Below are 13353 nucleotides of genomic sequence, written 5' to 3'. Positions count from 1 at the left end.
CCCGTTGAACCGCCGGATCAACCGTGGTGCACGAGCGGCCGGCAAGATCCCCGCGCCGTCGCAGAGTCGACCGTACGGAAGGTCGGTGGTGCGACACTCCAGCGATCCTCCAGTCGTACCGGCGGTTCTGCCAGGCATTGACTCCCGGTGGGTAGGGGTTGACCTGCGAACGTGTCAGTGCTGCCGCTTCACTGGAAGCAGGCGGCAGAAACCGGGTCCCCGCGCCGGTTGATTCCGCCGCTATCGGGCGTCGTGGAAGATGACGCCCAGCACGTGGCGCTGCCCGCTGGTCACGGAGCTCACCCCGTGCCTCAGGGTCACCCGGCTCCAGCCGCGCACCGAGCGCACGGGACGGTGGCTGACCGTGAAGATCATTCCCTGGCCCTGTGCGGGCCTCTTGACGAGCGGGCGGGACTGGGCGCGCGGGCGCTGCTCGACGAAGACGCTCTCTCCACCGGTGAAGTCCTCGTCCGGCCGGTCGAGCATGATCGCCACCTGGAGCGGGAAGGTCAGATCGCCGTAGACGTCCTGGTGCAGGCAGTTGTAGCCGCCCCGCTCGTACCGGAGCAGGAGCGGTGTCGGGCGGTGCTGCCCGGCAGCCGCGCACGCCGCGATCAGTCCGTCGAACTCGGGGGCGAACGCCGGCTGCCCCAGCCGCCGCGCCCAGTCGTTGGCGATCCGGGCGAGCGGCGGATACAGCTGCTCCCGCAGGTTCTGGACGAGCTCGGGCAGCGGGTGGGAGAAGTAGCGGTAGAGGCCCTCGCCGAAGCGGTGCCGCGCCATCGTCACCGTACTGCGGAACGCGGTGGGATCGTCGAAGAGCTCCCGCAGGTTCGCGCACTGCCCGGCCGTCAGCAGCGGCGGGGTCAACGCCACTCCCTCCTTGTCCAGTTCGGCGGCCAGCGCCCGCCAGCCGAGGTTCTCCAGGGCCGGCGCGCCACCCGTCGCCGGCGCGCCTTCCGGTGCGTACGCGGTGAAGGACGTGGTGGAGGCCGGACCGGGCAGGTCGAAGCCCGGAAGCTGAGGTGGCTCGTAGGCGCTCACGTGCTCTGCTTTCTGTGGCGGGGGAGGGTCAGTGCGCGGGCCGTGCGCCGGCCGCTTCGAGGGCGAGCAGATCGCGCTTGGCCTCCGGCCCTCCCGCGTACCCGCTGAAACTGCCCGTCGCGCCGACGATCCGGTGGCAGGGCAGGACCACGCACAGCGGGTTCGCGCCCAGCGCCGTACCGACGGCCCGCGCGGCGCGGGGCCGGTCGAGCGCCTGGGCCAGCTGCCCGTAGGTCGCGGTCCGCCCGTACGGGACGAATTCCGCGAGCCTCATGTTGGTGAGCCGGCTGAAGGGGGTGGCGAGCCGCAGGTCCACCGGAACGGTGAATGCGCGGCGCCCGCCGCTCAGGTAGGCGTCGATCTGCTCCCGGGCCTCGTCCAGCACCTTGAGCCCCGGCGCTCCCGCTTCTCCGGGCTCCACCGGGCTCAGTCCCGCCCGGCTCAGCCGCTCCGCCGCCGTCTCTGCCGTGCCGTAGCAGCACAGCACGAGCGCGTCGTCCGTCGCTGCCAGCACGAGCGACCCCACGCGCGTGGCATGGAACACCACCGTGGCGACGCCGGTGGCAGGGCTGGTGGTCGGCATGGCACGACTCCTTCGTTCGTCATGAATTTCGTTCAGCACGCTCGCGTCCCGCTCGGGAAACCCACGATGCGGCCGACGGTAGAAACACCGTCTCCGTGCGAACAGTTGCGAAACGATGCGCACCACCGCCGCCGGGTTCGTCCGCGCCGCCTCTGAAGAGTCTGAAGAGGTAGAGCCATGACCGCCGCAGCCGGTGCGGGCACCCTGCCGCAGCAGCTCGGCGGGTCACGAGCCCGCTGCTCACCGTGGCGCCGGCCCAGGGCAAGCCGGCCGACGCGGCGGACGCGAGCGGCGTGATGACGACCGCGGCGCAGATCGCGCAGGTCGGTGATCCACCTGGGGCCGCTCGCCGGCACAGCCGAGGGCAAGAACCATGCCAGTCAGCACACGAAAAGGCCCCTCTGATCCGCGTTACCGCAGGTCAGCGATCCAGCGCACCTTCGGTGCGCGCCGGGGGCGTGGTAAATCCCGGGCGCGCGCCGGGGGTGCTTCTGTCTGCCCTGCCGGGGGCTGGTACCGGTTCGGGAACCTTGGGGTGTTCGTTCCGGCCGAAACCGATGCCTCTGTGATGCCCGTGAGCTCGCAGGTCAGCGTGGTGCTGGGGGCCGTCCACGGGAACCGTGGAGTGTTGCTGTGAAGCACGTGCGTCAGAATTCCTGATTCACCCTGGCCCTCCCGGAACGGCATACCCGGTTGTCCGGCGAGGGAGGGAGCAAGACCGTGGACGTGCTGCACGAACGCTGCGCCGGCCTCGACATCAGCAAGAAGGACGCCAAGGTATGCGTCCGCACCCCCAGTACGAAGCGGCGGGGGTCCTTCACGGCCGAGACCACGACGTGGGGATCGACCTCGAACGCAGTCCTGGACCTGCGGGATCACCTGCTCGCCACCGAGGTCACCCTGGTGGTGATCGAGGCGACCTCGGACTATTGGAAGCCGTTCTACTACGTGCTGGCCGAGGGCTTGAACGTGATCCTCGTCAACGCGCGGCAGGTCAAGAACCTGCCCGGCCGCAAGACGGACGTCTCGGACGCGGCCTGGCTGGCCCAGCTCGGCGCCCATGGCCTGGTGAGGCCCTCCTTCGTCCCACCCCAGCCGATCCGCGAACTACGAGACCTCACCCGCGCCCGGACCACCGCCACCCGCGAACGCAGCCGTGTGGTCCAGCGGTTGGAGAAACTCCTGGAGGACACCGGAATCAAGCTGTCCGCGGTCGCCTCCGACATCATGGGCGTCTCCGGCCGGGCCATGCTCGAAGCCCTCATCCGCGGCGAAGCCGACCCGTACGTCCTCGCGGACCTGGCCAAACGCAAGCTCCGCAGCAAGATCCCCGAACTCACCGAGGCCCTGACCGGACGCTTCCGCGAACACCACGCCTTCCTGACCCGCCTGCATCTGGACCAGTACGACCAGCTCACCGGGATGATCGACCAGATCAGCGGACGGGTCGAGGAGGCGATGTCGCCCTTTCGTGGCGCCCTCGACCTGCTCGACACCATCCCCGGGATCAACCAGGCCACCGCCGAGGTGATCATCGCGGAGACCGGCGGGGACATGACACGGTTCGCCTCCGCCAAGCACCTCGCGTCCTGGGCCGGGGTCTGCCCCGGCCACCATGAATCCGCCGGCCGCACCAAGAACACCAAGGTCCGGCCCGGCAACCCCTACCTCAAAGGCGCCCCCGGGCTCGCCGCGTTCGGCGCGGTCAGAACCAAGGACACCTACCTCGCCGCCCGCTACAAACGCCTGACCGCCCGCCGCGGCCCGCTCAGGGCCCTGGTCGCCGTCGAGCACTCGATCATCACCGCGATCTGGCACATGCTCACCGACAACGCCGCCTACCAAGAACTCGGCGGCAGCTACTTCACCCAACGCGACCCCGAACGCGCCACCCGCCGGGCCATCGGCCAGCTCAACCAACTCGGCTACACCGTCACCCTCAACCCCAGGGAGACCGCCGCCTGACCGGCAGACCAGACACCCGGCGGCCCTCAACGGCCACCGGGCACCCAGCCCTGCCCACACCCACCCTGACCTGCTGCTATTTACGCATCAGAGGGGCTAAAGAGAGTGGAGCCTAGGAGATTCGAACTCCTGACATCTGCCTTGCAAAGGCAGCGCTCTACCAACTGAGCTAAGGCCCCATGGAACTGGACGCACCCGTCCCACGCGAGAGAGGGGGTCGTTCCGCAGAACAGAGTACCGGGTGTACCCCCTCATCTCGCAAAATGATAGGGACTCCCGCCGTGCGACCACTCTCCGTAAGATGCTCGCGAGGTTCGCACCAGCGAAGGGGAGTAGTAAGAGTGGACGCAGTACAGCAAGAGGCCACGGCCAGAGCCAGAGAGCTTCAGCGCAGTTGGTACGGGGAGCCGCTGGGAGCGCTCTTCCGCCGGCTCATAGATGACCTCGGCTTGAACCAGGCCCGCCTCGCTGCCGTCCTCGGTCTGTCGGCGCCCATGCTGTCCCAGCTGATGAGCGGCCAGCGCGCCAAGATCGGGAACCCGGCCGTGGTGCAGCGCGTCCAGGCCCTCCAGGATCTCGCCGGCCAGGTTGCCGACGGAAGCGTCAGCGCCGGGGAGGCCACCGACCGGATGGACGAGATCAAGAAGACGCAGGGAGGATCCGTCCTGAGCAACAGCGGCCAGACCACCATCAGCTCCGGCGCGCCCACGGTCAAGCGGGTCGTCCGCGAGATCCAGTCGCTGCTGCGCTCGGTCTCCGCGGCCGGCGACATCATCGACGCGGCGAACACCCTCGCCCCCAGCCACCCGGAACTGGCAGAGTTCCTCCGGGTGTACGGCGCGGGCCGCACCGCGGACGCGGTCGCCCACTACGAGGCCCACCAGAACTGACGGCACGAGGGCGGACGACGGGTGACGGGGGACGGGGGACGGGCGCAGCGATGGGTGAGATCTTCGCCGGTCGGTACGAGCTGATCGATCCGATCGGGCGCGGTGGCGCGGGTGCCGTGTGGCGCGCCTGGGACCACCGCCGTCGCCGCTACGTCGCCGCGAAGGTCCTCCTTCAGAGCGACGCCCACACCCTGCTGCGCTTCGTGCGGGAACAGGCCCTGCGGATCGACCACCCGCACGTGCTCGCTCCCGCCAGCTGGGCGGCCGACGACGACAAGGTCCTCTTCACCATGGACCTGGTCGGCGGGGGCTCCCTCGGTCACGTGATCGGGGACTACGGCCCGCTGCCGCCCCGCTTCGTGTGCCTGCTGCTCGACCAGCTCCTGTCGGGGCTGGCCGCGGTGCACGCGGAAGGCGTGGTCCACCGCGACATCAAACCGGCCAACATCCTGATGGGGGCCACCGGAACCGGGCGGCCGCACCTGCGGCTGTCCGACTTCGGCATCTCCATGCGCAAGGGCGAGCCCCGGCTGACCGAGACCAACTACGTGGTCGGCACCCCGGGCTATTTCGCCCCCGAGCAACTGCTCGGCGCCGAGCCCGACTTCCCCGCCGACCTCTTCGCCGTCGGGCTGGTCGCCCTGTACCTCCTCCGGGGCGCCAAGCCCGATTCCCAGGGCCTCGTGGAGCGCTTCCTGGCCCATGGCACCCCGGGCGCCCCGCAGGGCGTTCCCGCCCCGCTCTGGGACGTCCTCGCCGGCCTCCTGCAGCCGGACCCCCAGAGCCGGTTCCGTACGGCCACAGGGGCGCGCAAGGCCCTTGCCGAGGCCGTGGAACTGCTGCCGCCGCCCGCCCCGGACGAGGATCCGGTGGAGGTGTTCGACCAACTCGGCCCGCTCCCGCCCGGTTTCGGCCCGCAGGGCCCCCTCGCCACGACGGCGGTGACCCCGCACGCGCCCACGGCCGGCGTGGTGCCGGCCGGCGCCTCGGCCTCCGTGACGCAGGCCGCGGAGCCCGCCCCCACCGATCCGCGCGGAACGGCGGCGACGGCAGGAGCCCCGCCGACGGCCTCGACCGCCCCGATCGCGCCGACGGCCCCCTACCCGGCCGTCCCGGCCCAGGTGCCCGCGTACGGGCCCTCGGAGACGGGCAGCTTCCACCTGCCGCCGCCCACCCCGGCGGGCCCGCCGTCACCGGCGACCGTGCCGGCGCCGACGGCCTCGGGCGCCCCGCCCGTCCGGGCGGCCGGCGCCGTCGCCCCGCCTCCGGCGAAGGCGGTGGCCTCGCTCCTCGCCGCGGCCCTGCTCTGCTTCGCCGTCGGCGTCTGGGCCCTCACGCAGCTGTAGGACCGCGCCCGCGCCCGCGCCGCCCGAGCAGGGTCCAGCCGCCCAGCACGAGCAGCAGCACCGTCCCGGTGCCGAAGCCGGCCCCGGCCACGACGCGCATCACGGAGCGCTTGTCGGCGGCCTCCGCGGCCTCCGGGGCGGTCAGCCCCTCCTCGGCGGCGGTCCGGTCCTCCTCGCCCACCCCGAAGCCGCCCGCGGCCGGACTCCCCTTGTACGCGGGCGCCTCGGCCGGGGTCCCGCCGACCTCCAGCCGCAGGGTCAGCGGCACGGGCACCGCGTCCTCGGTGAAGTCGGCGACCTTCGAGCCCATCGTCACCGCGACGTAGTACCAGCCCGCGACGGCCACGGACCGCACGGCCGGGTCGCTGGCGAAGCGGTTCTCGTAGACGACGGGAGGGGTCTTCCCCAGGGTGATCCCGGCCTGCTTGCCGTCGTACGAGACGTCCTTGTCGGAGATCAGGCCCCGGTACGGGGTGTAGAGCGCGACCGTGAGCCCGCCCGAGGCGGAGCCGTACGTCTTGGTCATCCGGGCGGCGGCGAGTTCGGCGCCGACCCCCAGCTGCTGTCCCCAGTCCAGCGGGACCCGGTAGTAGCGGGTCTGGCCGGGCCTCATCTCGTCGCGCCACACCCCGGCGCCCAGGGCGCGCGCGTCGTTGAAGCCGGTGCCCCCGGTGCGGCCCACCGCCTCGGTACCGGGCAGGGCGGGGGCCCCGGAGGGCCAGCTGCCGGGCGCGGTGGTGGGAGCGCCCGCGCCGCGCCCCGGTTCCCGCTGGACCTTGATCTCCAGCGGCCAGGGGCTCTGGTCGTAACCCTTGGCCGAGGTGCGGGTGATCTTGGCGTAGTACACGCCGGCGGGCGCGCAGTCCTCGTCCTCCCCGCCCCACCGGACGCCGGCCGCGCTGATGGGGTAGGGGTCGTAGCCGAAGTTCGCCCGGCCGGTGCCGGCCCGGCAGGAGCTCCCGGCGGTGGTCATGATCTCCACCTCGATGCCGTCGCCGCCGGACACCTTCGCGCCCGCCCCGGGCCGGACCACGGCGGAGACGTAGACGTTCGAGTCGTCCTTCTCCAGGACGAGCCGGTACACGCGGTCCCCGGGGCCGAGGGTGTCCTTGTAGACGCTCCCGGGCTCGATCTGCGGGGCGTCCGCGGTGGAGGGCTTTCCCTCAACCGCCTTCGCGCCGTCCGCGGCCCGGTACGTCGGGACCGGCTGCGGCTGCGTCCCCTCCGCGCGGGCGGCCGCCGGCAGGGCGGCCGTCAGGCCCAGGGCCGCCGCCCCCACCACGGCTCCCAGCCGCACCGTCGTCCGTACCCGACCCATCACGTCCACCCCGAGTTTGCTAGCGCAAGCCAAATCTTTGCATAACGTAAGTTTTCGTCACAGAACAGCACAAAGCCCCGGCCGCAGCGGCAGCCGGGGCTTCATGGGATCAGCCTTGGGTCTCACACACCGGAACCAGAAGGCACGGAGTCGGTTGCCTCCGTCCACAGGTCCTGCTCGGCGCGGTCCGCCTGGATCTGGCGGTACACGAGGAGCCCGCCGATGGCGGCCAGTGCGACCAGGAGCAGCTTCTTCACCGCGCGACCTCGTCTTTCGTTGACGTAGGGGACTTCTGGCAGCCAACAATACACACCGACCGATACCGATCGGTGACCTGCCAACCCACCAACTGGCCCTACGACAAAGACCCCCAGGCCTTGGCCTGGGGGTCTTCGACACTGTGGGGCTAACAGGATTTGAACCTGTGGCCTCATCCTTATCAGGGATGCGCTCTAACCAACTGAGCTATAGCCCCATCCGCGCTGCGCGCTGACTCCTGAAGATTAGCGCACAGACCCGGTCAGGCCAAAATCCGTTCCGACCGGGCGTCTGCGCAGGTCATCCGACCCCTTGCAGGCCCTCCTGCGAAGGCCTACTCGTCCTCGGCGAGCGTCAGCTCCACACCGCCGACGAAGCCCGCCGACAGGTTGTAGATGAAGGCGCCCAGCGTGGCCAGTGCCGTCGCCAGCACCACGTCGATCACCGCGATCACCGACGTGAAGGTCAGCACGCGCGGCAGCGACAGGAACGACTGGAGGTCGAAGCCGTTGCTCTCGTTCGAGCCGGTCGCCTCGCTGATCGTGCCGCCGACGGTCGAGAAGACGCCCATCGCGTCCATGACCATCCACAGCACCGCCGCCGCCACGATCGTGCAGATGCCCAGCGCGATCGACAGCAGGAAGCTGACCTTCATCACCGACCACGGGTCGGCCTTGGCCACCCGCAGCCGCGCCTTGCGCGTCCTGGGCGCCGTACGGATCCCCGGACGCGGCTTGCGCTGTGCGGCGGCGCCGCCGTTCGCCCGCGGCGCGCCCGCGCCCGGGGGCGCCGTGTAGGCCTGCGGCGGCTGGTACGGCGGCGGCGCGGGCCGGTCCTGGCCGGCTTCCGCGCCGGCCGTCGACTGCGGCCCTCGGGTGTCCGTCACGGCGATCCCCCTGCCCTCGGCGGTGGCGTCGCCACCTTGGGAGTCCGCGGCGGGGCCACGGGCACCGTTCGCCCCAGTCTTGGCCGGTCCGGCGCCCGTGGCTCCACTCACGACTTACTCCTCGTGCTCCCCGGCCGAAGGCTGCGTGCCCTCGGCGGCCTCGGCGGCCTGTCCGTCGGCCACCTCGGTCTCGTTCTCGTCGGCCTCGACCTCGTCAGCTTCCTGACCGGCCTCGGCGTTACGGGCGATGCCGACCACGGCATCGCGCTTGCCCAGGTTGATCAGCTGGACGCCCATGGTGTCACGGCCGGTCTCCCTGACTTCGTTGACGCGCGTACGAATCACACCACCGCCGAGCGTGATGGCGAGAATCTCGTCCGTTTCGTCCACCACGAGCGCCCCTACGAGCGACCCGCGGTCCTCCACGATCTTCGCGGCCTTGATGCCCAGACCACCACGACCCTGGACGCGGTACTCGTCGACCGGCGTCCGCTTGGCGTAGCCGCCGTCGGTCGCGGTGAAGACGAACGTACCCGGCCTCACCACGCTCATGGAGAGCAGTTCGTCACCTTCGCGGAAACTCATGCCCTTCACGCCCGAAGTGGCGCGGCCCATCGGGCGCAGCGCGTCGTCGGTCGCCGTGAAGCGGATCGACTGCGCCTTCTTGCTGATCAGCAGCAGGTCGTCCTCGGCGGACACCAGCTCCGCGCCGATCAGCTCGTCGTCGCTGCCGTCCCCGGTCTCCCGCAGGTTGATCGCGATCACACCACCCGAACGGGGCGAGTCGTAGTCCTTGAGCGCCGTCTTCTTCACCAGGCCGCCCTTGGTGGCCAGGATCAGGTAGGGCGCCGCCTCGTAGTCGCGGATGGCGAGGATCTGGGCGATCTTCTCGTCCGGCTGGAAGGCCAGCAGGTTCGCGACGTGCTGCCCGCGGGCGTCGCGGCCGGCGTCCGGCAGCTCGTACGCCTTGGAGCGGTAGACGCGGCCCTTGTTCGTGAAGAACAGCAGCCAGTGGTGCGTGGTGGAGACGAAGAAGTGGTCGACCAGGTCGTCCTGCTTCAGCTTCGTGCCGCGCACGCCCTTGCCGCCGCGCTTCTGCGAGCGGTAGTCCTCGGTCTTGGTGCGCTTGACGTAGCCGCCGTGCGTGATCGTGACGACGATGTCCTCTTCGGCGATCAGGTCCTCGATGGACATGTCACCGTCGAAGGGCACCAGCTTGGAACGCCGGTCGTCGCCGAACTTCTCGACGATGGCCGCCAGTTCCTCGCTCACGATGGAGCGCTGACGCTCCTGCGAGGCCAGGATCGCGTTGTACTCGTTGATCTTGGCCTGGAGTTCGTCGTGCTCGGCGACGATCTTCTGGCGCTCCAGCGCCGCGAGGCGGCGCAGCTGCATCTCCAGGATCGCGTTCGCCTGGATCTCGTCGATCTCCAGGAGGCCCATCAGGCCCTCGCGCGCGATCTCGACCGTGTTGCTGCGCCGGATCAGCGCGATGACCTCGTCGATCGCGTCCAGCGCCTTGAGCAGACCGCGCAGGATGTGGGCGCGCTCCTCCGCCTTGCGCAGGCGGAACTTCGTGCGCCGGACGATGACCTCGATCTGGTGCGTCACCCAGTGGCGGATGAAGGCGTCGATCGACAGCGTGCGCGGCACGCCGTCCACCAGCGCCAGCATGTTCGCACCGAAGTTCGTCTGCAGATCGGTGTGCTTGTAGAGGTTGTTCAGCACGACCTTGGCGACGGCGTCCCGCTTCAGGACGATCACCAGGCGCTGGCCGGTCCGCGACGAGGTCTCGTCACGGACGTCGGCGATGCCGCCGACCTTGCCGTCCTTCACCAGGTCCGCGATCTTCTGCGCGAGGTTGTCGGGGTTGGTCTGGTACGGGAGCTCCGTGACCACCAGGCACTGGCGGTTCTGGATCTCCTCGACCTCCACCACCGCGCGCATCGTGATGGAGCCGCGACCGGTCCGGTACGCCTCCTCGATGCCCTTGCGGCCCACGACGAGGGCGCCCGACGGGAAGTCCGGGCCCTTGATCCGCTCGATCAGCGCGTCCTGGAGCTCCTCGTGCGAGGCCTCCGGGTGCTCCAGCGCCCACTGCGCACCGGCCGCGACCTCGCGCAGGTTGTGCGGCGGGATGTTGGTCGCCATGCCGACCGCGATGCCCGCGCTGCCGTTGACCAGCAGGTTCGGGAAGCGCGCCGGCAGGACCGTCGGCTCCTGGTTGCGGCCGTCGTAGTTGTCCTGGAAGTCGACGGTCTCCTCGTCGATGTCCCGGAGCATCTCCATGGCCTGCGGCATGAGCTTGCACTCGGTGTAGCGCATCGCGGCCGCCGGGTCGTTGCCCGGGGAGCCGAAGTTGCCGTTGCTGTCCACCAGCGGCATGCGCATCGACCACGGCTGGGCCAGGCGGACCAGGGCGTCGTAGATCGAGCTGTCACCGTGCGGGTGGTAGGTACCCATGACGTCGCCGACGACACGGGCGCACTTGTAGAAGCCCTTCTCGGGCCGGTAGCCGCCGTCGTACATCGCGTACAGAACGCGGCGGTGCACCGGCTTGAGGCCGTCCCGCACGTCCGGCAGGGCGCGCGAGACGATGACGGACATCGCGTAGTCGAGGTAGGAGCGCTGCATCTCCGTCTCGAGCCCGACGGGCTCGATGCGCAGCACGGGCTGCTCCTCCGCGGCGTTCTCGGCGTTCTCTGCGGTGGGGGTGGTTTCGTCGGCCATTGCTGGTCAGAAGTCCTTTCAGGCGGCGGTCAGCGGAGCCGACTCAGATGTCGAGGAAGCGGACGTCCTTGGCGTTGCGCTGGATGAAGGAGCGCCGCGCCTCGACGTCCTCGCCCATCAGCACCGAGAACAGGTCGTCGGCCTGCGCCGCGTCGTCCAGCGTGACCTGGCCGAGGACGCGGTGGTCCACGTCCATCGTGGTGACGCGCAGCTCCTCGGCGTTCATCTCGCCCAGACCCTTGAAGCGCTGGATCGAGTCTTCCCTGATCCGCTTGCCGTTCTGCTTGCCGAGCTCCACCAGCGCGTCGCGCTCGCGGTCCGAGTACGCGTACTCGAAGTCGTCCCGGCCCCACTTGATCTTGTAGAGCGGCGGGCGGGACAGGTACACGTGACCGGCCTCGACCAGCGGCCGCATGAAGCGGAAGAGGAAGGTCAGCAGCAGGGTGTTGATGTGCTGGCCGTCGACGTCGGCGTCCGCCATCAGGATGATCTTGTGATAGCGGAGCTTCTCGATGTCGAAGTCCTCGTGCACACCGGTGCCGAAGGCGCTGATCAGCGCCTGGACCTCGGTGTTCTGGAGGATCTTGTCGATACGGGCCTTCTCGACGTTCAGGATCTTGCCGCGGATCGGCAGGATGGCCTGGTACATCGGGTTGCGGCCGGACTTCGCGGAACCACCGGCCGAGTCGCCCTCGACGATGAAGATCTCGCACTTGGTCGGGTCGTTCGACTGGCAGTCGGACAGCTTGCCCGGCAGCGAGGCGCTCTCCAGCAGGCCCTTGCGCCGGGTGAGGTCACGGGCCTTGCGGGCCGCGACGCGCGCCGTGGCCGCCTGGATCGACTTGCGGATGATGTCCGCGGCCTCGACCGGGTTGCGGTCGAACCAGTCGTTCAGGTGCTCGTGGACGACCTTCTGCACGAAGGTCTTGGCCTCCGTGTTGCCCAGCTTGGTCTTGGTCTGGCCCTCGAACTGCGGCTCGCCCAGCTTCACCGAGATGATCGCCGTCAGACCCTCGCGGACGTCCTCGCCGGCGAGGTTGTCGTCCTTCTCGCGCAGCAGCTTCTTCTCGCGCGCGTAACGGTTCACCAGACCCGTCAGCGCCGCACGGAAGCCCTCCTCGTGCGTACCGCCCTCGTGCGTGTGGATCGTGTTCGCGAAGGAGTAGACGCCCTCCGTGTACTGCGAGTTCCACTGCATCGCGATCTCGACCGAGAGCATGCGCTCCTTGTCCTCGGCCTCGACGTCGATGACGGTCGGGTGGATCAGCTCGCCCTTGCGCGAGTTGAGGTACTTCACGAAGTCGACGATGCCGCCCTCGTAGTAGTACTTCACCGTGCGCGCGGTGGGCTCGGCGGTGTCCGCATCGGGGTCGTCCGCGCCGACCGTGGCCTTCGCCGACTCGCGCTCGTCGGTCAGCGACAGCGTGAGGCCCTTGTTGAGGAAGGCCATCTCCTGGAAGCGGCGCGAGAGCGTCTCGAAGGAGTACTCGGTCGTCTCGAAGATGTCGCCGTCGGCCCAGAAGGTGACCGTGGTGCCGGTCTCGGCGGTCTCCTCGTTCTTGGCCAGCGGAGCCGTCGGCACGCCCAGCTTGTAGTCCTGGGTCCAGCGGTGGCCGTCCGTCTTGACCTCGACCGCGACCTTGGCCGACAGGGCGTTCACGACGGACACACCGACGCCGTGCAGACCGCCGGAAACGGCGTAGCCGCCGCCGCCGAACTTGCCGCCCGCGTGCAGGACCGTCAGGACGACCTCGACGGCCGGCTTGCCCTCGGACGGAACGATGCCGACCGGGATACCGCGACCGTTGTCGACCACGCGCACCCCACCGTCGGCGAGGATCGTCACGTCGATGGTGTCGGCGTGCCCGGCCAGCGCCTCGTCGACCGAGTTGTCGACGACCTCGTAGACGAGGTGGTGCAGACCACGCTCACCCGTCGAGCCGATGTACATACCCGGCCGCTTGCGGACCGCGTCCAGGCCCTCGAGGACCTGGATCGCACTGGCGTCGTAATTCTTCTCGTTGGAGTCGCCGGAATCGGCCACGAAGCGCCCTTTCTGGCACAGCGCAGCCCGTACCCCGGACCAGCAAGTGCGCCGGCGGGAGCGGCCGCGTCGTTCTGCGTTGTCTGCGTGATCCCGCGGACGGGCGGGATTTGCTTCAGTCTACCGGTACCACCGACACGAATGGGGGTTTGCCGGTACCTGAGTCCGCATGTGCCGCCCTGAACCTCCTCTCTCCGACTCCCCACATCCGGGAAGGGGCTCAAAGAGGCTCACGCGGGCATCCAGCGCTTCGGCCTGTCAACCTCCGGCTACCGTGAGGGACGCCACC

General features: G+C 69.8%; 10 protein-coding genes and 2 tRNA genes. 3 read left to right on the top strand and 9 right to left on the bottom strand.

The window, feature by feature from the left end; all coding sequences use genetic code 11:
- Positions 1 to 240 precede the first annotated feature (240 nt).
- Both OG332_RS21755 and OG332_RS21750 read right to left on the bottom strand, forming a co-directional pair.
- The gene (locus OG332_RS21755; protein WP_327415031.1) at positions 241 to 1044 is read right to left on the bottom strand and encodes a 2OG-Fe(II) oxygenase; all 804 of its coding nucleotides are present in this window, start codon (positions 1042 to 1044) and stop codon (positions 241 to 243) included.
- 28 nt (positions 1045 to 1072) lie between these two features.
- Positions 1073 to 1627 carry a methylated-DNA--[protein]-cysteine S-methyltransferase gene (locus tag OG332_RS21750; protein ID WP_327415030.1) on the bottom strand — a complete coding sequence of 185 codons (555 nt, stop codon included), beginning with the start codon at positions 1625 to 1627 and terminating at the stop codon, positions 1073 to 1075.
- A 720-nt stretch (positions 1628 to 2347) separates the two neighbouring features.
- Between OG332_RS21750 and OG332_RS21745 the strand changes: the two genes are divergently transcribed.
- Positions 2348 to 3592: an IS110 family transposase gene (locus OG332_RS21745; RefSeq protein ID WP_327415029.1), complete on the top strand. Its 1245-nt coding sequence runs from the start codon at positions 2348 to 2350 to the stop codon at positions 3590 to 3592.
- A gap of 106 nt (positions 3593 to 3698) precedes the next feature.
- Here the strand turns inward: OG332_RS21745 and OG332_RS21740 are convergent.
- Positions 3699 to 3771 (bottom strand) — tRNA-Ala (locus OG332_RS21740).
- Positions 3772 to 3933: 162 nt separating this feature from the next.
- Between OG332_RS21740 and OG332_RS21735 the strand changes: the two genes are divergently transcribed.
- Both OG332_RS21735 and OG332_RS21730 read left to right on the top strand, forming a co-directional pair.
- A complete protein-coding gene (locus OG332_RS21735; RefSeq protein WP_030707692.1) occupies positions 3934 to 4482 on the top strand; it encodes a helix-turn-helix domain-containing protein in 549 nt (182 codons plus the stop codon).
- Positions 4483 to 4532: 50 nt separating this feature from the next.
- Positions 4533 to 5828, top strand: coding sequence for a serine/threonine-protein kinase (locus OG332_RS21730; RefSeq protein WP_327415028.1), 1296 nt, complete (start codon positions 4533 to 4535; stop codon positions 5826 to 5828).
- Here the strand turns inward: OG332_RS21730 and OG332_RS21725 are convergent.
- The 6 genes from OG332_RS21725 to gyrB form a co-directional block, all read right to left on the bottom strand.
- The gene (locus OG332_RS21725; protein ID WP_327419333.1) at positions 5815 to 7146 is read right to left on the bottom strand and encodes a hypothetical protein; all 1332 of its coding nucleotides are present in this window, start codon (positions 7144 to 7146) and stop codon (positions 5815 to 5817) included. The two genes, OG332_RS21730 and OG332_RS21725, sit on opposite strands and share 14 nt — an antisense overlap.
- Before the next feature lie 122 nt (positions 7147 to 7268).
- The gene (locus tag OG332_RS21720) at positions 7269 to 7403 is read right to left on the bottom strand and encodes a DLW-39 family protein (RefSeq protein WP_208809277.1); all 135 of its coding nucleotides are present in this window, start codon (positions 7401 to 7403) and stop codon (positions 7269 to 7271) included.
- Positions 7404 to 7547: 144 nt separating this feature from the next.
- Positions 7548 to 7621 (bottom strand) — tRNA-Ile (locus OG332_RS21715).
- A 117-nt stretch (positions 7622 to 7738) separates the two neighbouring features.
- Positions 7739 to 8401 (bottom strand): DUF3566 domain-containing protein, encoded by a 663-nt coding sequence (locus tag OG332_RS21710; RefSeq protein WP_327415027.1) that lies wholly within the window; start codon positions 8399 to 8401, stop codon positions 7739 to 7741.
- A gap of 3 nt (positions 8402 to 8404) precedes the next feature.
- Positions 8405 to 11020 (bottom strand): DNA gyrase subunit A, encoded by a 2616-nt coding sequence (gene gyrA, locus OG332_RS21705; RefSeq protein WP_327415026.1) that lies wholly within the window; start codon positions 11018 to 11020, stop codon positions 8405 to 8407.
- A 43-nt stretch (positions 11021 to 11063) separates the two neighbouring features.
- Entirely contained in the window at positions 11064 to 13085 is a 2022-nt protein-coding gene (gyrB, locus tag OG332_RS21700; protein ID WP_327419332.1) for a DNA topoisomerase (ATP-hydrolyzing) subunit B, read from the bottom strand.
- Positions 13086 to 13353: the final 268 nt, after the last annotated feature.

Origin of the sequence: Streptomyces sp. NBC_01233 (genome assembly GCF_035989305.1) — a bacterium.
Taxonomy (GTDB): Bacteria; Actinomycetota; Actinomycetes; order Streptomycetales; family Streptomycetaceae; genus Streptomyces.
The sequence above is the reverse complement of the archived record's forward strand: the minus strand, read 5'-3'. Positions and strand labels throughout refer to the sequence as shown.